Genomic DNA, 17,892 nt, shown 5'->3' on the forward strand with positions numbered 1-17,892 from the left:
GGGGCGTTTGCCAAAAGTGACCCGCTGTAAGAGCGGAACCCTAAGCCGCCGTTACCGCAGCAACGGATATGTACACCACACCACACCACACCACAACGCCCCCACCCCCTGTTGGCCCACCTCTTGCTAAAGAATCCCCACAGGTAGCCAACGGCGGTTGCCCCCTCCACGACAAAGACGTCGCACACCCGGTTTGCCCCAGCGAACCCGGTGGCGGCGTTTTTTCGTTTTGGCCCCATAGCCCGGGGCCGATGGGGCGGCCACAGCCGTTCCATCACCAGGCCTTCTCATAAGACCCCTTACCGCTGAGGTGCGTGATGAAATCAAGCTTCTGGAAATCCGGTCACACCCCGACCCTGTTCGCCGCGTTCCTGTATTTCGACCTGAGCTTCATGGTCTGGTACCTGTTGGGCCCATTGGCGGTACAAATCGCCGCCGACCTGCACCTCACCACCCAACAACGCGGCCTGGTGGTCGCCACCCCCATCCTGGCCGGCGCGGTGCTGCGGTTCCTGATGGGCATGCTCGCCGACAAACTCTCCCCCAAGACCGCCGGCCTGATCGGCCAGGTGATTGTCATCGGCGCCTTGTTCGTCGCCTGGAAACTCGGAATCCACAGCTACGAGCAAGCCCTGCTGCTGGGCATGTTCCTCGGCATGGCGGGAGCCTCGTTCGCCGTCGCCCTGCCACTGGCGTCCCAGTGGTACCCCGCCGAGCACCAGGGCAAGGCCATGGGCATCGCCGGCGCCGGCAACTCCGGGACGGTGTTTGCGGCCCTGCTGGCACCGGTGCTCGCCGCCGCGTTTGGCTGGAGCAATGTGTTCGGCTTCGCACTGATCCCGCTGATCCTGACGCTGATCGTCTTCGCCTGGCTCGCCCGCAACGCCCCGCAACGACCCAAGGCCAAGTCCATGGCCGACTACTTCAAAGCCCTGGGCGACCGCGACAGTTGGTGGTTCATGTTCTTCTACAGTGTGACCTTCGGTGGTTTCATCGGCCTGGCCAGCGCCCTGCCCGGCTATTTCAACGACCAATACGGCCTGAGCCCCGTCACCGCCGGCTACTACACCGCCGCCTGCGTATTCGGCGGCAGCCTGATGCGGCCTTTGGGCGGCGCCCTGGCCGACCGTTTCGGCGGGATTCGCACCCTGCTCGGCATGTACGGCGTGGCAGCGATCTGCATCGCGGCGGTGGGGTTCAACCTGCCAAGCTCCTACGCAGCACTGGCGCTTTTTGTGTGCACCATGCTCGGTTTGGGTGCCGGTAACGGTGCAGTCTTCCAACTGGTGCCCCAACGCTTTCACCGCGAGATTGGTGTGATGACCGGCCTGATCGGCATGGCCGGCGGCATCGGCGGTTTCGCCCTGGCGGCGGGCATGGGCGCGATCAAGCAAAGCACCGGCAGCTATCAGTTGGCGCTGTGGTTGTTCGCCAGCCTGGGCGTGCTGGCCTGGTTCGGCCTGTACGGCGTCAAGCGTCGCTGGAGAACCACTTGGGGCTCGGCTGCGGTGACGGCTGCACGGGTCTGATGAGCCTGCAACTGAGCTTCGCCCAGGCCAGCGCCACCGGCCCGCGGCAGGAAAACCAGGACGCCTTGCGCCTGGTCACTCCCGCCCCGGAGCTGGCCGCCAGCAAAGGCTACCTGTGTGCCATCGCCGATGGCGTCAGCCAATGCGCCGATGGCGGACTGGCTGCACGCTCGACCTTGCAAGCGCTGGCCCTGGACTATTACGCCACGCCGCAAACCTGGGGCGTGGCCCAGGCCCTGGAACGCTTGCTGGTGGCCCAGAATCGCTGGCTGCAAGCCAACGGCGGCGGCCAGCCGTTGCTGACCACCCTCAGCGTCCTGGTGTTTCGCGGCCAGCGTTTCACCCTGGCCCATGTGGGTGATTGCCGGGTGTACCGCTGGCTCGATGGCCAGTTGCAGCGCCTGAGCCAGGAGCATGTGTGGGAGCAACCGGGCATGCAGCATGTGCTCAAGCGCGCCATGGGCCTGGATCAGCATCTGGTGCTGGATTTCCTCGACGGCGAGTTGCGGGCAGGCGAGTGTTTCCTGCTGCTCAGCGACGGCGTGTGGGCGACCCTGGATGACAACAACATCAGCGCAATCCTGCGGGAACAGTCGGACCTGGACCTCGCGGTAAACACCCTGGTCAGCGCCGCGCACCTGGCTGGTAGCCAGGACAACGCCAGCGCCCTGCTGGTCCGCGTCGACCAGCTTGGCGCCGCCACCCTCGGCGATGCGCTGGTGCAGTTGCAGCAATGGCCCCTGCCGCCCCCCCTGAAACCCGGCCAGCGCTTCGAAGGCTGGCAGGTAGAGTCGCTGTTGGGGCAAAGCCGCCAATCCTTGCTCTATCGGGTGCGCGATGGCCATCAACAGGCGTGGCTGCTGAAGACCTTGCCGCTCAGCCACGACGATGACGTGTTCGCCGCCCAGGCATTGCTGTCAGAGGAATGGTTCCTGCGCCGGGTCGCCGGCCGCGCGTTCCCTGAAGTCCATCCAGCCAGTGGCCGTCAGCATTTGTACTACGTGATGCGTGAATACTCCGGCCAAACCCTGGCCGAACTGTTCAAGCACCAGGGCCCATTGCCCCTGGCGCAGTGGCAAACCCTGGCCGAGCGCCTGTTGCGTGCCGTCGGGCTGCTGCACCGCCGGCAGATCCTGCACCGCGACATCAAGCCGGAAAACCTGCTGCTGGGCGAGGATGGCGAATTACGTGTGCTGGACTTCGGCCTGGCCTACTGCCCCGGGCTCTCGGAGGATCGCGCGCACCTGTTGCCTGGCACGCCAAGCTTTATCGCCCCGGAAGCCTTCAACGGCGAACGCCCTACCCCGCAACAGGACTTGTATAGCGTCGGTGTGACCTTGTATTACCTGCTCACCGGGCATTACCCCTACGGCGAAATCGAAGCTTTCCAGCGTCCCAGGTTCACTACGCTTGTCGGCGCCAGCCGCTACCGCCCCGACCTGCCCGACTGGCTGCAACAGAGCCTGGAGCGCGCAGTCGCCGCGCAACCCGAGCAACGTTATGAAACTGCCGAGGAATGGTTGCTGGTACTGGAGCAGGCGGATCGCCGCGAGTTGAGCACGCGACCAAAACCGCTGCTGGAGCGCGAACCGCTGAAGGTCTGGCAAACGTTGGCCGTGCTGTCGTTGCTGATCAATCTGGTGCTGTTGTACTGGCTGTTGCACCACTAAGAGGCGAAATTTCTCGATACATCGCCGCGCCACTTAACAAAACCGGCCAAAATCCTACTTGGCACAACCGCTGCATTAGCTTTCCCATCAACACACATATAGCCGCACCTTCAACGTCGAAGGTCGGGCTTCCCGAGAGAACGGGACCAGGACAAAGGCGTCCTCGCTACTTACGTAGCGGGGACGCCTTTTTTTGTTGCGCACGATTTGTCGAGCCACTGCGGAGAACGACATGAAGAAACTCAAACTGGTGATGATCGGCAACGGCATGGCCGGGGTTCGCACCCTTGAAGAATTGCTCAAGCTGAGCAGCGACCTGTACGACATCACCGTTTTCGGCGCCGAGCCCCACACCAATTACAACCGCATTTTGCTGTCGCCGGTGCTGGCCGGTGAGCAGACCTTCGAAGAGATCGTGCTCAATGACTTGAGCTGGTACCTCGATAACAACATCAAGCTGTTGCTTAACCGCAAAGTGGTGCAGATCGACCGGGTCAAACGCAAAGTCATCGCCGAAGACGGCAGCGAGGCCGAGTACGATCGCCTGCTGATCGCCACCGGCTCCACGCCGTTTATCCTGCCGATCCCGGGCAATACGTTGCAGGGTGTGATCGGCTACCGCGACATCGCCGACACCCAAGCCATGATCGACACCGCCAAGACCCACAAGCACGCGGTCGTCATCGGCGGCGGCCTGCTGGGCCTGGAGGCCGCCAACGGCCTGATGCTGCGTGGCATGCACGTGACCGTGGTGCATATCGGCGAGTGGCTGCTGGAACGGCAACTGGACAAGACCAGCGGCCAGTTGCTGCAAACCGAACTGGAAAGCCGTGGCCTGGTGTTTCGCTTGAAGGAGCAGACCGAGGCGCTGCATGACGCCGGCAACGGCCGCGTCGGCTCGGTGCAATTCAAGAATGGCGATGTGATCCCCGCCGACCTGGTGGTGATGGCTGCGGGCATCCGCCCCAACACCGAACTCGCGGAAAAATCCGGCATCCCGTGCAACCGTGGGATTCTGGTCAACGACACCCTGCAAACCTACGACCCGCGCATCTATGCCATCGGCGAATGCGCCAGCCATCGCGGGATTGCCTACGGCCTGGTGGCACCGCTGTTCGAGCAGGCCAAGGTCTGCGCCAACCACCTCGCCCAACTGGGTTTCGCGCGCTATCAAGGCTCGGTGACTTCGACCAAATTGAAAGTCACCGGCATCGACCTGTTCTCCGCCGGGGACTTCATGGGCGGCGAAGGCACGGAAACCATCACGCTTTCCGACCCGATTGGCGGCGTGTACAAGAAGCTGGTGATCAAGGACGACATCCTCGTCGGCGCCTGCCTGTACGGCGATACGGCTGACGGCGGCTGGTATTTCCGGCAGATCCGTGAGAACCATGCCATTGGCGAGATCCGCGATCACCTGATGTTCGGTGAAAATGCTTTGGGCGATGTAGGCCACCAAGGCCAGGACAAAGCCATGAGCATGGCCGACACCGCCGAAGTCTGCGGCTGCAACGGCGTGTGCAAGGGCACCATCGTCAAGGCGATTCAGGAACACGGTCTGTTCAGCGTCGACGACGTGAAGAAGCACACCAAGGCTGCCAGTTCCTGCGGTTCCTGCGCCGGGCTGGTGGAACAAATCCTGATCAACACCGTGGGCGGCGCGGCGGACGTCAAACCGAAAAGCGAAAAAGCCATCTGCGGCTGCAGCGACCTCAACCACGGGCAAATCCGCCAGGCCATCCGCGACCAGCACCTGCTGACCATCGCCGGCACCATGAGCTACCTGAACTGGCGCACCCCGAACGGCTGTGCCACCTGCCGCCCGGCACTCAACTACTACCTGATCTCCACTTGGCCCGGCGAGGCAAAAGACGATCCGCAATCGCGCCTGATCAACGAACGCGTCCACGCCAATATTCAGAAAGACGGCACCTACTCGGTAGTCCCAAGGATGTGGGGTGGTGTGACCAATCCGTCGGAACTGCGGCGCATCGCTGATGTGGCCGACAAGTACAACGTGCCGATGGTCAAGGTTACCGGCGGGCAGCGCATCGATTTGCTGGGCATCAAGAAGCAGGACTTGCCCGGCGTGTGGAAAGACCTCGATATGCCATCCGGCCATGCCTACGGCAAATCCATCCGCACCGTGAAGACCTGCGTCGGCAGCGAGTTCTGCCGCTTTGGTACGCAGAACTCGACGCAACTGGGGATTGAGCTGGAACATGACCTGTTCAATATGTGGTCGCCCCACAAGGTCAAGCTGGCAGTGTCCGGCTGCCCGCGCAACTGCTCGGAAGCGGGGATCAAGGACGTGGGAATCATCGGCGTCGATTCCGGCTGGGAGATGTACATCGGCGGTAACGGCGGGATCAAGACCGAGGTCGCCGAGTTCTTCGTCAAGCTGAAAACCGCCGAAGAAGTGCGCGAATACAACGGCGCTTTCCTACAGCTCTACCGGGAAGAAGCCTTCTACCTGGAGCGCACCGTGCACTACCTGCAACGGGTCGGCATGGAGCACATCAAGAAGGCTGTACTGGAAGACCCCGCGCGGCGCCAGGCGCTGAATGAACGCCTGCAATTTTCCCTGTCGTTCGAGCAGGACCCGTGGAAAGAACGCCTGGAACAGCCGCTGCTGAAAAAGGAATTCGACACCATCCCCGTCAAACTGCTGGAGGTGCCGGCATGAACTGGCTGGATATCTGCGCCCTCGAAGAAATCAACGCCCTGGGCTCGCGCATCATCAGCGGGCCAAAAGGCGACATCGCGATTTTTCGTACCAGTGACGACGAGGTTTTCGCCCTCGACGACCGCTGCCCGCACAAGGGTGGCCCGCTGTCCCAAGGCTTGATCTACGGCAAGCGCGTGGCCTGCCCGCTGCACAACTGGCAGATCGACCTGGAGTCCGGGGAGGCCCAGGCACCGGACGTCGGCTGCGCCCATCACCACCCGGCCCGTGTGGAAAACGGCCGGGTGATGTTGGCCCTGCGGGACGCCGGTTGATGAACCGCCAGACCACCGCGTCCACCTGCTGCTACTGCGGGGTCGGTTGCGGCGTACTGATCGAGCATGATGGCTCGCAGATCCTCGGCGTCAGTGGCGATCCGAGTCATCCGGCCAACTTCGGAAAATTGTGCAGCAAGGGCTCCAGCCTGCACCTCACCGGAGACCTCGCGGCCCGCGCGTTGTACCCGGAACTGCGGCTGGGCAAAGGCCTGGCCCGCAGCCGCACCGACTGGGATACCGCCCTGGAGCACGCGGCGAACGTGTTTGCCGAAACCATCGCTGAACACGGGCCGGACAGCGTCGCGTTCTATATTTCCGGGCAGTTGCTGACCGAGGATTACTACAGCTTCAACAAACTGGCGCGGGCGCTGGTGGGCACCAACAATATCGACAGCAACTCGCGGCTGTGCATGTCTTCGGCGGTGGTCGGCTACAAGCGCAGCCTGGGGGCCGACGCGCCACCGTGCAGCTACGAGGACCTGGAGTCGAGCGACTGCGTGATGATCGTCGGCAGTAACATGGCCTACGCGCATCCGGTGTTGTTCCGACGCCTGGAGGAAGCCAAGGCCCGCCGGCCACAGATGAAAGTGCTGGTAATTGATCCCCGGCGCACCGACACCTGCGACTTGGCGGACCTGCATCTGGCGATTCTGCCGGGTACGGATGTCGCATTGTTCCATGGGATCCTGCACTTGCTGTTGTGGGAAGACTGGATCGACCGCGACTTTATCCAGGCCCATACCGACGGCCTGGTCGAACTCAAACGCCTGGTTCACGACTACACACCGCAAATGGTCACGCAGTTGTGCGGGATCAGTGTCGAGCAACTGCACCTGTGTGCGGAATGGGTCGGCACCTCGGCGAGTTTTCTGTCGTTGTGGTGCATGGGGCTCAATCAGTCCACCGCCGGCAGCGCGAAGAACAGCGCCTTGATTAACCTGCATTTGGCGACCGGCACCATCGGCCGCCCTGGCTGCGGACCTTTCTCCCTGACGGGTCAGCCGAATGCCATGGGTGGGCGGGAAACCGGCAGTTTGTCGAATTTACTGCCTGGCCATCGTGAGGCTGCCAACCCCGAACATCGGGCAGAAGTAGCCGCGTATTGGGGGGTCGACCAACTGCCGGCCAGCACCGGGCTGACCGCCATCGAATTGTTTGAACAGATGCAGGCCGGCAAGATCAAGGCCTTGTGGATCGCGTGCACCAACCCCGCCCAATCCCTGCCCGACCAGAACACCGTGCGCCAGGCCCTGGAAGCGTGTCCGTTCGTGGTGCTACAGGAAGCCTTTCGTACAACCGAGACGGCGCGTTACGCCGACCTGTTGCTGCCAGCCGCGAGCTGGGGCGAGAAGGAAGGCACAGTGACCAACTCTGAGCGGCGCATTTCCCACGTTCGCCGAGCCATCGCCCCACCTGGGGAAGCGCGGCCGGACTGGGCAATCACCGTGGATTTTGCCCAACGCCTGGAGCAGCGTCTTTGTCCCGGAAAACCGGGGCTTTTTGCCTTTGAGCAACCGGCACAGATCTTTGATGAATACAAGCTGCTGACCCGTGGGCGGGACCTGGACCTGTCGGGTATCAGCCATGCGCTGCTGGACCGGATAGGCCCGCAGCAATGGCCATTCCCGGCCGATGCGGTGGGCGGAACACCAAGGCTGTACACCGACGGATTTTTCCCTACGGAGACTGGCCGCGCGCACTTTGTCGCCGACCCTTATCGCGCCGCCAAGGAGCAGCGTGACGCGCGCTTCCCACTCACCCTGATCACCGGCCGCCTGCGGGACCAATGGCATGGCATGAGCCGCACCGGCACCGCTGCGCAGCTGTTCGGCCATGTCAGTGAAGCAGTGCTCAGCCTGCACCCGGACGAACTGCGTCGCCATCGCTTGAAGGAAGGGGATCTGGTCAGCCTGAAAAGCCGGCGCGGCAGCGTGATTGTGGCCGTCGGCAGCGATGACAGCGTGCGTCCCGGCCAGGCTTTCCTGCCGATGCACTGGGGCGACCGTTTTCTTAAAGGCGGCGTAAATGCGCTGACCCAGCCGGCATTCGACCCGCTGTCCAAACAGCCGGAACTCAAGCACAGCGGCGTGCGCCTGGAGGCGGTGCGGCTGCCCTGGCACTTGTTTGCGCTGATTGAAGGCGATGTGCAGCAACACTTCGAAGCGTTGCGACCGCTGTGTGACGGCTTTGCCTACGTCAGCCTGAGCCTGACCGGACGCGAGCGGCCTGCCCTGCTGATTCGTGCGGCGCATCACGAGGCGCCCGCCCTTGACCTGCTCAAGCAGATCGACCAACTGCTGGGCCTCAACGACGGCCCCGTGATGGCGTACGACGACCCGCGGCGCTCCATTGGCAAGCGGGTAAAGATTGAAAAAGGCCGTATCACCGCGATCCGCCTGGCTGGCGAAACCCTGGCTCGCCACTGGCTGCAAAGCCTGTGGCTGGAAGGTCGCACCGATGAGCAGTTACGCCGCTGGTTGTTGGCGCCATTGAGTGCGCCACCGGGGGGCGGTTCGAGCAGCAACAAGACGCTGTGCAACTGCAAGAACGTCAGCGAAAGCGCGGTCTGCGCCGGCATTGCCCGGGGCCTGGACCTGAACGGGCTGAAGCAGGAACTGGGTTGCGGCACGCAATGCGGCTCCTGTGTGCCGGAAATCAAACGGTTATTGGCGAGTGGCAAGCAGCCAATCGCGATCAGAGTGTGAGGCAAGCATATGAGCGCAAAAGTCTGGCTGGTGGGCGCAGGCCCCGGCGATCCGGAACTGCTGACACTCAAGGCGGTGAGAGCCCTGCGGGAAGCCGATGTGGTGCTGATCGATGATCTGGTCAACCCGGCGCTGCTGGAGCATTGCCCCGCTGCACGGCTGATCACCGTGGGCAAACGCGGTGGCTGCCGTTCCACCCCACAGGCGTTTATCCATCGCCTGATGTTGCGTTATGCCCGGCAGGGTAAATGCGTGGTGCGGCTCAAGGGCGGAGACCCGTGCATTTTTGGTCGCGGCGGCGAAGAGGCGGCGTGGCTCAGGCAGCAAGGGGTGGAAGTGGAGTTGGTCAACGGCATTACGGCAGGGCTGGCCGGGGCAACGAACTGCGATATCTCGCTGACGTTGCGCGGTGTCAGCCGTGGCGTCACGTTGGTCACGGCCCATACCCAGGACGACAGCAGCCTCAATTGGCGGGCCCTGGCCGAGGGCGGCACGACGCTGGTGATCTATATGGGGGTGGCGAAACTGGGGGAAATCCGCCGGCAATTGCTGGAAGGTGGCATGAGCGATGACATGCCGGTGGCGATGATTGAAAACGCTTCACTGCCACAACAGCGCGAATGCCGCAGCAGCCTCGCCCGGATGCAGGATGATGCGCACGAATTCGCGCTCAAGAGCCCGGCTATCCTGGTGATTGGCCGGGTTGCGCAAGCGACGCAGGCGCTTGCGGCCCTGGCCAGCGCCACGGCCTGAGGCAAATTACAGGCGAAAAAAAGCCCGGCCTAAGCCGGGCTTTTTTCTACAACTCAGTAATTACTGAGCTGCTTGTGCTTCTACCGAGGCTTCTACGCGACGGTTGATAGCACGGCCAGCTTCAGTTGCGTTGTCAGCAACTGGGCGGGATTTGCCATAACCAACCGAGCTTACACGGTTAGGAGCGATACCGTCTTTGACCAGGACTTGCTTAACAGCGTCAGCACGACGCTGGGACAGCTTCTGGTTGTAAGCGTCAGGACCGACGGAGTCAGTGTGACCTTCAACAACGGTGGTGGTTTGTGGGTACTGTTTCATGAAGTCAGCGAGGTTTTTCACGTCGCCGTAGCTGTTAGGCTTAACAACCGACTTGTCGAAGTCGAACTTCACGTCCAGCTCAACACGAACAACCTGAGCAACCGGAGCTTCTGGCTCTGGGGTTGGCTCTGGAGCTGGTGCTGGGGTAGGAGCTGGAGCAGTTTTGCCAGCGTTGCCGCCGAAGTTTACGCCCAGGCCAACCAGTGCGGAGTAGTCCCACTTGCCGTTGTCGATAGCGTAGTCAGCTTCAACACCAGCACGTGCGAACAGGTTGTCGGTGAAGTAGTACTTCACACCAGCGCCAGCGATAGCCAGGGTCGATTGATCGCGACCTTTGTGACCATCAGCTTCAACGTTGGTACGGCTCTGGTGGCCGAAACCGCCCTCTACGTATGGACGCAGGGAGTCGACGCCAGCTTGACCGAAGTGGTACTGGGCAGTAACGCTGCCGGTATCACCTTTGATCTTCTGGTTGCCAGTACCGTCGTTCGAACGGGTGTGGTTGGTAGTGTCGTAGTTCAGGTTGATCGACACGTCGTCGGTCAGGAAGTAACCGATGCTGGCGCCAGGATTGAAGCCGTCTTCGATATGTTTGACGCTATCGTTGAACTGCTTTTTGTAAAACAGCTGGCCTTCAACTGCGCCTTGGCCTTGTGCCAGAGCGCCGACAGAAGTGGCAGCAATAAGAGTACCAATGGCCAAGCCCAAGGTGTTTTTCAGTTTCATCCGTTAAATCCCCATCTGGTGATTGTAAAGCAGTCCCACATACCGGGGGACAACTCGGCGACAAGTCTAACAGAACTTGCCTACACGTAAGAGATATTTGCCACGCACTAAGTTTCAGTGCTGCCCGCAAATTTCTCACGTAATTTATCAAGAGCGCGTTTGTAACGCATTTTTGTAGCACTCAAACCCATATGCATGATGTCAGCGATCTCCTGAAACTCCAGCTCTGCGACAAATCGTAGCACCAGAATTTCCCGATCAATCGGATTCACATGCACCAACCAGCGATCGAGTCCGCCCTTTTCTTCCGGGGTAGGCGCCTTTTCCTCAGACGCTTCCTCAAGGGGGTCCAGACTCAAAGCATCCATCAAGCGACGCTTTCGCCGTTCCTTCCGATACTGCGTGATGCACTCGTTGTACGTGATGCTATAGAGCCATGTCTTGAACTTCGATTTTCCCTCGAAGTTCTTCAGGCCGTATAGCACCTTGAGCATCACTTCCTGACAGACATCATCCGCATCTCTATCGTTCCCTAAATACCTTGAACAAACGTTGAACAGAGTGCGTTGATACCTGCGCATCAATTCTTCGTACGCGCGTGTTACGTGAAACAGCTCCGTGTGCGAGCGCGCGACCAACTCCTCATCAGAGAGCTCACGGGGGTCATAGCGCGTGGACAGCGTTTGGGCTTTATTCAAAACAAGTCGTGCCGACAGTCAGGTCAATGTCCGCCATGGCCTGGATACCCAGGTTTGCGGCGGCGTACATTAGCAGGATTCGCCGGGTTAGCGGCTAGTCACATGCTGTTCCAGCAGGATCCGGTTCGAAAGCGACACCAGTTCGCCATCGTCCGTCAGCACTGTCGTCTTGACCGTGCCGATCTCCTCGATCTGCCCTTCGACCTCGCCCACACGCACTTGTTGCCCAACCTGATATAGCTCACGCACATAGATTCCCGCAAGAATCTGCCCGGCAATTTCCCGGCTTCCCAGTCCCATGGCCAGCGCAACGGCCAGACCAACGGTAATCAAAACAATCACAATCACATGGTTCAGCAGGTCGGTCTTGACCTCCAGCTGGCTGATCGCGACCGAAATACTGATGATAATCACCAGACCCTGGGCAATTCGCCCCAGGCCGCTGGCGTAATCCAGACCCACGCCTTCAGCCGCCCCACGCACCAGGCCATTGGCCAGTTGCGCCAGCAAAACCCCTACCAGCAACACCAGCGCGCCACCGAATACTTTCGGCAAATACAGCGCCAGCATGTCGAGCGTAGCTGAAACTCGCTCAAGTCCAAGGGATTCAGCCGCAGAAACCAGAAAAATCAGTAAAACAAACCAATAAACGATCTTGCCGATCAGTGTCGAGATCGGCACTTGCAACCCGGCACGCCCCAAAATCTTGGTCAGGCCGGTGCCACCCATCAATCGATCAAGACCCAGCTTAGCCAGCAATTTGGAAAGCAGGGTGTCAAGCAGCTTGGCCACGACAAAACCCAGCAGTACCACCACCAGTGCACCAAACAGGTTGGGAATGAAATTCGCCACCTTGGTCCACAACGCAGTCATTGCAGTTACCAGACTCTGGGTCCAGAGATCGAGTTCCATATTCATTCAGCCTTATCAGCAGTGCGAGCAAGAGGTTTACGACGGGAAACCGGTGAGACATGGGCCGAACCATTGTTCAAGGCCATCATCAACGCCGGCAACCAGCGGCCAAGCAGACCGAACAGATCCCCCGCCCCGACCTGGCGGTTGGCGGTTTTCAAGACGCGACCCAGGCAAGCATCGTCGTCCCGGTTGGACGGCGAGGCATTGAGCATGTCACGCAAAGACTGTTCGAACGGATCGTGCATAAAAAACCTCTCGCAAGTGATTTAAAAGACGAGGGTAAAATTCTTCGGGTCACATGACCTCTTTCCACGTTCAGGTCACATTCAGCTCAAACCCAACGTAACCGTCGAAACAACCACCATTGCCCGACCGCCACCGTGACCATCATCAGGCAGGCAATCAGGAACCCGTAAGGGCTGGAAGAGAACGGAATTCCGCCTACATTGATGCCCAGCAAACCGGTCAGGAAACTCATCGGCAGGAAGATCCCGGTGATGATCCCGAAGCGGTACATGGTGCGGTTCATGCGCAGGCTCAAACGCCGGTCTTCGGTCTCCAGCACAAGCCCCACGCGCTCCCGGGCCAGCTCAAGCTCTTCCAGGTAGCGGGTCAGGCTGTTGTTCAATTCGTTCCAGTAGTCAGCATCGTCGTCACAGAACCAGGGCAATTTGATCCGGGTCAACTGCGCGAAAATATCCCGCTGCGGCGACAGGAAACGTTTAAGCCCGGCGGCGCGCCGACGGATCTGCAAAACGCTGCCGTGCTCCGGAGTATACCGTTCGTCGGCATCCAGTTTTTCTTCTTCGATATCGACGATTTCGGACAAGTCGCTGACCAGATCCTGAACCTTGTTGGTCAGGTACTGCGCCATATACAGGACCAGTTCAGAGGAAGTCTTCGGCCCCTTGCCGTCTGCCAGTTGCACCAGCAACTCGTCGGTGGCGCGCAATGGGCGCAAACGCAGGGAAATCACCCGCGCTGCCGAGGCAAAGATCCGCACCGAGACCATGTCTTCCGGTTCGGCGCCGGGATTGAGGTTGACCCCGCGCAAAAACAGCAGCAGTTCGGCATCCGGCAGCGGCAACAGGCGTGGGCGAGTGTTCTCCTCCAGCAGCAGGTCACAGGCGAATTCGCTGAGGCCGCTGGATTTGCGCAACCAGGTCTGGGTCTGGGGATGGCTACGGTCCCAATGCAGCCACAGGCTTTCCTGAGGCTGCAGTTGCAGCTCATCAAGCTCTGTCCGGGCAATCGAACGCGCACCACCTTTACCGTCCAGCACCAGGGCATGCACCAGCCCCCACTGCGCGTTTTCTTCCTCGAACATCCTCACCCCTGTCGGCTACGGCTATTTATTCAGGCATTTTCAGCGGGCTTGGGGAGACGATCACGCCGTTATTGTCGGCGTACACGTACTCGCCCGGGCGGAAGGTCACGCCGGCGAATGTCACCGCCACGTTCAAATCGCCAATACCGCGCTTGTCAGTCTTCATCGGGTGGCTGGCCAGGGCCTGCACGCCCAGGTCGGTCTGGGCGATCACGTCGACATCGCGGATGCAGCCGTAGATCACCAGCCCTTCCCAGCCGTTTTTCGCGGCTTTCTCGGCGATCATGTCGCCCAGCAACGCGCGGCGCAGGGAACCCCCACCATCGACCACCAGCACCTTGCCGGCCCCATTGAGCTCGGCTTGTTCCTTGACCAGGGAATTGTCTTCAAAGCACTTGATGGTCACGATCTCGCCACCAAAGGAGTCCCGGCCGCCGAAATTGCTGAACATCGGCTCAACCACCTGCACCAGCTCCGGATAGGCGTCACACAGGTCGGGGGTAAGGTAATGGTTCATCGAGAAACTCCTGTAGGTGAAAGAAGGTGTCAAACATCCCACTGTTTACTTACATCTGGAAACGCTTTGCCGTGAAGGTTCTTTAATCCGGGCCGAATAGTCAGGCCCATCGGATAGCAACGCAAGACCCACTGCGCGACTGAATATGACCAGAACCACCCAACGCGTCATATCTTAGCCTCTACGGCAAACAAGCGAAACGCCCCTGATAGAGCCTCGCGCTCAAACCGCTGCCAGTTCCTGCGCCTGCGCCCCCAGCAAAGGTGTAAGCGGATTTTTCAACCAGCGCGTCACCAGCGGCCACACTTCAGCCTGGGCGGCCTTGCTGACGAGCATCTCGACATGCCCGAAATCCCCGCTGAACCCTTGCTGGCGCCCCAGGCACAGGTATTGGCGATGCTCGGAGCCGACCTGCTCAAAGAGCTTGCGACAGGCCCAGTCCGGGTCCTGGTGATCGCCGGCGGCGCTCACCGCCAACAGCGGCACGTCAACCTCGGCCAGGCCTTTCCACCAATCCTGCTTACCTTCGCCAAAGCGGCCGAACAGCCCATTCCAGCGCATGGCTTCAATCAATACACCCGCCGGCTCGTCCTCCGGGCCGCGTTTCCACCGAGCGCCGGACAATTGGCCGAAACGTTTCAAGAGCAGGCGACCGGTCCACTCCACCGGTGGCAACTTCAACGGCCAATGCGTGCGACTGACCTGGCAGCCAAACAGCGCCACCGAGGCCACTGCCGGCGCGCCAAGGTGCTGCCCACCCAGGGCCGCAGCCAGGGTTGTGCCACCCAGGGAATGCCCGATCCAGTGGGGAATCTGCCCGCTTTGCTCACGCACGAAGGCGGCAATGGCCGGCAAGTCGTAGCGAGCATAGTCGGCGACACGATTCCTGGCGTAGTCCTGGTTGCGCCGGGACAGCCCGTGACCGCGCATTTCCGGGATCCAGACGTCAAACCCTTCGCGCGCCAGGTAGGCGCCCAGGCCGATCCCCTTGGGCGAGTACCAGAAGCGGCGGTTGGAAAAACTGCCATGCAACAAAACCACCGGCACGCCCCGGTTTTCCGGGACGTCAGCCAGGCCGAGGCGGGTCACGGCCAGCTCGACGGTACCGTCAGGGCTGTTGCCGGGTTTCAGCCGATACACATCTTCACTCAGGTCGCCACGACGCTCAGCGCTGATCAAGGCGACGGGAAACAGGTTGCTGCTGCTTTGCATAATGCTCTTGCACAAAAAAGGGCGGCGTCCGGAAGGAGTTCCGCCCTGTACAGAATGAGAAATGCCGGCCAACCGCAAGGTTGACCGGCACTTTTGGGTGTTGCGTGTTACGCCTGGGCTTGGCCTTCAGCCAGGAAGAACCAGGTTTCCAGTACGGAATCGGGGTTCAGCGAGACGCTTTCGATGCCCTGCTCCATCAGCCACTTGGCCAGGTCCGGGTGATCGGAAGGGCCTTGGCCGCAGATCCCGATGTACTTGCCGGCCTTGTTGCACGCCTGGATGGCGTTGGCCAGCAGCTTCTTGACCGCAGGGTTACGCTCGTCGAACAGGTGGGCGATGATCCCGGAGTCGCGGTCCAGGCCCAGGGTCAGTTGGGTCAGGTCGTTGGAACCGATGGAGAAGCCGTCGAAGAACTCCAGGAATTCTTCAGCCAGGATGGCATTGGATGGCAGCTCGCACATCATGATGACGCGCAGGCCGTTCTCGCCACGGGACAGGCCGTTTTCAGCCAGCAGGTCCACCACCTGGCTCGCTTCACCCAGGGTGCGTACGAACGGCACCATGATTTCGACGTTGGTCAGGCCCATCTCGTTGCGCACGCGCTTGAGGGCACGGCATTCCAGCTCGAAGCAGTCGCGGAAGGCTTCGCTGATGTAGCGCGAGGCGCCACGGAAGCCCAGCATCGGGTTTTCTTCTTCCGGCTCGTAAAGCTTGCCGCCGATCAGGTTGGCGTACTCGTTGGACTTGAAGTCCGACAGGCGCACGATGACCTTTTTCGGGTAGAACGCCGCTGCCAGGGTGCTGATGCCTTCCACCAGCTTCTCGACGTAGAAGCCCACCGGGTCGTTGTAGCCGGCGATGCGCTTGTCGACGCTTTCCTTGATGTCCGGCGGCAGGCCGTCGTAGTTCAGCAGGGCCTTGGGGTGCACACCGATCATGCGGTTGATGATGAACTCCAGGCGGGCCAGGCCCACACCGGCGTTCGGCAATTGCGCGAAATCGAAGGCGCGGTCCGGGTTGCCGACGTTCATCATGATCTTGAACGGCAGGTCGGGCATGGCGTCGATGGAGTTTTGCTTGATATCGAAGCCCAGCTCACCTTCGAAGATGAAGCCGGTGTCGCCTTCAGCGCAGGACACGGTCACGCCCTGGCCGTCTTTCAACAGTTGGGTGGCGTTACCGCAACCGACCACTGCCGGAATCCCCAGCTCGCGGGCGATGATCGCCGCGTGGCAGGTACGCCCGCCACGGTTGGTGACGATGGCGCTGGCGCGCTTCATCACCGGTTCCCAGTCCGGGTCGGTCATGTCGGAGACCAGCACGTCGCCTGGCTGGACCTTGTCCATCTCGGACACGTCCTTGATGATCCGCACCTTGCCGGCGCCGATGCGCTGGCCGATGGCACGGCCTTCCACCAGCACGGTGCCGGTTTCTTTCAACAGGTAGCGTTCCATGACGTTGGCCGAGGTGCGGCTCTTCACGGTCTCAGGGCGGGCCTGGACGATGTATAGCTTGCCGTCGTCGCCGTCCTTGGCCCATTCGATGTCCATCGGGCACTTGTAGTGCTTCTCGATGATCATCGCTTGTTTGGCCAGTTCGCTGACTTCGGCGTCGGTCAGGCAGAAACGCGCGCGTTCGGCCTTGTCGACATCAACGGTTTTCACCGAGCGACCGGCCTTGGCCTCGTCGCCGTAGATCATCTTGATCGCCTTGCTGCCCAGGTTGCGGCGCAGGATGGCCGGGCGGCCGGCTTCAAGGGTGTGTTTGTGGACGTAGAATTCGTCCGGGTTCACCGCGCCTTGTACGACGGTTTCGCCGAGGCCGTAGGCGCCGGTGATGAACACCACGTCGCGGAAGCCCGATTCGGTGTCCAGGGTGAACATCACGCCGGCGGTGCCGGTTTCCGAACGCACCATGCGCTGCACACCGGCAGAGAGGGCCACCAGCTTGTGGTCGAAACCCTGGTGTACGCGGTAGGAAATAGCACGGTCGTTAAAGAGGGAGGCAAACACTTCCTTGGCTGCGCGGATCACGTTTTCCACGCCGCGGATGTTCAGGAAGGTTTCCTGCTGACCGGCAAAGGAGGCGTCCGGCAGGTCTTCGGCGGTGGCCGAGGAGCGCACGGCGACAGCCATGTCGGGGTTACCGGCCGACAGCGTGGCAAACGCGGTGCGGATCTCGGCGTTGAGCTTCTCGGGGAACTCGGCTTCCATGATCCATTGACGGATCTGGGCGCCAGTCTTGGCCAGGGCGTTGACGTCATCGACGTCCAGCGCATCGAGGGCGGCATGGATCTGATCGTTGAGGCCGCTCAACTCGAGGAAATCACGGTAAGCCTGGGCGGTGGTGGCAAAACCACCTGGCACCGATACACCGGCGCCCGCAAGATTACTGATCATCTCGCCCAGGGATGCGTTCTTGCCCCCTACGTGCTCTACATCATGGACGCCGAGCTTATCGAGGGAAACTACGTACTCTACCAAGGTGATCTCTCCACTTTCTGTGTTGGAAAAGCTCAG

Annotated in this window: 14 protein-coding genes; 6 read left to right on the forward strand and 8 right to left on the reverse strand. The window is 61.0% G+C overall.

Annotated features, from left to right (window positions below):
• Positions 1–317 precede the first annotated feature (317 nt).
• The 6 genes from HX815_RS06000 to cobA all read left to right on the forward strand — a co-directional run bounded on the left by HX815_RS06000 (position 318) and on the right by cobA (position 9,660).
• The gene (locus HX815_RS06000; protein ID WP_003215029.1) at positions 318–1,529 is read left to right on the forward strand and encodes a NarK/NasA family nitrate transporter; all 1,212 of its coding nucleotides are present in this window, start codon (positions 318–320) and stop codon (positions 1,527–1,529) included.
• Positions 1,529–3,199, forward strand: coding sequence for a bifunctional protein-serine/threonine kinase/phosphatase (locus tag HX815_RS06005; protein ID WP_177027946.1), 1,671 nt, complete (start codon positions 1,529–1,531; stop codon positions 3,197–3,199). Before HX815_RS06000 ends, HX815_RS06005 begins: the two co-directional genes overlap by 1 nt.
• A 232-nt stretch (positions 3,200–3,431) precedes the next feature.
• Complete coding sequence (gene nirB / locus HX815_RS06010; protein WP_177027947.1) at positions 3,432–5,885, forward strand: nitrite reductase large subunit NirB; 2,454 nt, start codon at positions 3,432–3,434, stop codon at positions 5,883–5,885.
• The gene (gene nirD / locus HX815_RS06015) at positions 5,882–6,199 is read left to right on the forward strand and encodes a nitrite reductase small subunit NirD (RefSeq protein WP_003215022.1); all 318 of its coding nucleotides are present in this window, start codon (positions 5,882–5,884) and stop codon (positions 6,197–6,199) included. The genes nirB and nirD overlap by 4 nt, the downstream gene beginning before the upstream one ends.
• Positions 6,199–8,907, forward strand: coding sequence for a nitrate reductase (locus HX815_RS06020; RefSeq protein ID WP_177027948.1), 2,709 nt, complete (start codon positions 6,199–6,201; stop codon positions 8,905–8,907). The genes nirD and HX815_RS06020 overlap by 1 nt, the downstream gene beginning before the upstream one ends.
• Before the next feature lie 9 nt (positions 8,908–8,916).
• Positions 8,917–9,660 (forward strand): uroporphyrinogen-III C-methyltransferase, encoded by a 744-nt coding sequence (gene cobA, locus HX815_RS06025; protein WP_003215019.1) that lies wholly within the window; start codon positions 8,917–8,919, stop codon positions 9,658–9,660.
• Positions 9,661–9,720: 60 nt separating this feature from the next.
• On the opposite strand, the gene HX815_RS06030 is transcribed toward cobA, so the two are convergent.
• The 8 genes from HX815_RS06030 to ppsA form a co-directional block, all read right to left on the reverse strand.
• Complete coding sequence (locus HX815_RS06030; protein ID WP_003215016.1) at positions 9,721–10,704, reverse strand: OmpA family protein; 984 nt, start codon at positions 10,702–10,704, stop codon at positions 9,721–9,723.
• Between the two features lie 107 nt (positions 10,705–10,811).
• Positions 10,812–11,402: an RNA polymerase sigma factor SigX gene (gene sigX, locus HX815_RS06035; protein ID WP_003215014.1), complete on the reverse strand. Its 591-nt coding sequence runs from the start codon at positions 11,400–11,402 to the stop codon at positions 10,812–10,814.
• An 87-nt stretch (positions 11,403–11,489) separates the two neighbouring features.
• On the reverse strand, positions 11,490–12,314 hold the full coding sequence (locus HX815_RS06040; protein ID WP_008432650.1) for a mechanosensitive ion channel domain-containing protein: 825 nt from the start codon (positions 12,312–12,314) through the stop codon (positions 11,490–11,492).
• 2 nt (positions 12,315–12,316) lie between these two features.
• On the reverse strand, positions 12,317–12,562 hold the full coding sequence (locus HX815_RS06045; RefSeq protein ID WP_003215011.1) for a hypothetical protein: 246 nt from the start codon (positions 12,560–12,562) through the stop codon (positions 12,317–12,319).
• A gap of 86 nt (positions 12,563–12,648) precedes the next feature.
• Positions 12,649–13,644 (reverse strand): zinc transporter ZntB, encoded by a 996-nt coding sequence (locus tag HX815_RS06050; RefSeq protein WP_003215009.1) that lies wholly within the window; start codon positions 13,642–13,644, stop codon positions 12,649–12,651.
• Between the two features lie 25 nt (positions 13,645–13,669).
• Positions 13,670–14,161, reverse strand: coding sequence for a ribonuclease E activity regulator RraA (gene rraA / locus HX815_RS06055; protein WP_003215007.1), 492 nt, complete (start codon positions 14,159–14,161; stop codon positions 13,670–13,672).
• 222 nt (positions 14,162–14,383) lie between these two features.
• Positions 14,384–15,373: an alpha/beta fold hydrolase gene (locus HX815_RS06060; RefSeq protein ID WP_003215005.1), complete on the reverse strand. Its 990-nt coding sequence runs from the start codon at positions 15,371–15,373 to the stop codon at positions 14,384–14,386.
• A 107-nt stretch (positions 15,374–15,480) separates the two neighbouring features.
• Positions 15,481–17,856, reverse strand: a complete 2,376-nt coding sequence (ppsA, locus tag HX815_RS06065; protein WP_003215003.1) for a phosphoenolpyruvate synthase — start codon at positions 17,854–17,856, stop codon at positions 15,481–15,483.
• Between the last annotated feature and the right edge of the window lie 36 nt (positions 17,857–17,892).

The organism is Pseudomonas sp. E6002, assembly GCF_013385565.1.
In the GTDB taxonomy this organism is placed as follows: Bacteria; Pseudomonadota; Gammaproteobacteria; order Pseudomonadales; family Pseudomonadaceae; genus Aquipseudomonas.

Coding starts and splice junctions, on each gene's coding strand:
- HX815_RS06000 (WP_003215029.1), top strand. CDS start 318: ATGAAATCAAGCTTCTGGAAATCCGGTCACACCCCGACCCTGTTCGCC.
- HX815_RS06005 (WP_177027946.1), top strand. CDS start 1,529: ATGAGCCTGCAACTGAGCTTCGCCCAGGCCAGCGCCACCGGCCCGCGG.
- nirB (WP_177027947.1), top strand. CDS start 3,432: ATGAAGAAACTCAAACTGGTGATGATCGGCAACGGCATGGCCGGGGTT.
- nirD (WP_003215022.1), top strand. CDS start 5,882: ATGAACTGGCTGGATATCTGCGCCCTCGAAGAAATCAACGCCCTGGGC.
- HX815_RS06020 (WP_177027948.1), top strand. CDS start 6,199: ATGAACCGCCAGACCACCGCGTCCACCTGCTGCTACTGCGGGGTCGGT.
- cobA (WP_003215019.1), top strand. CDS start 8,917: ATGAGCGCAAAAGTCTGGCTGGTGGGCGCAGGCCCCGGCGATCCGGAA.
- HX815_RS06030 (WP_003215016.1), bottom strand. CDS start 10,704: ATGAAACTGAAAAACACCTTGGGCTTGGCCATTGGTACTCTTATTGCT.
- HX815_RS06040 (WP_008432650.1), bottom strand. CDS start 12,314: ATGGAACTCGATCTCTGGACCCAGAGTCTGGTAACTGCAATGACTGCG.
- HX815_RS06045 (WP_003215011.1), bottom strand. CDS start 12,562: ATGCACGATCCGTTCGAACAGTCTTTGCGTGACATGCTCAATGCCTCG.
- HX815_RS06050 (WP_003215009.1), bottom strand. CDS start 13,644: ATGTTCGAGGAAGAAAACGCGCAGTGGGGGCTGGTGCATGCCCTGGTG.
- rraA (WP_003215007.1), bottom strand. CDS start 14,161: ATGAACCATTACCTTACCCCCGACCTGTGTGACGCCTATCCGGAGCTG.
- HX815_RS06060 (WP_003215005.1), bottom strand. CDS start 15,373: ATGCAAAGCAGCAGCAACCTGTTTCCCGTCGCCTTGATCAGCGCTGAG.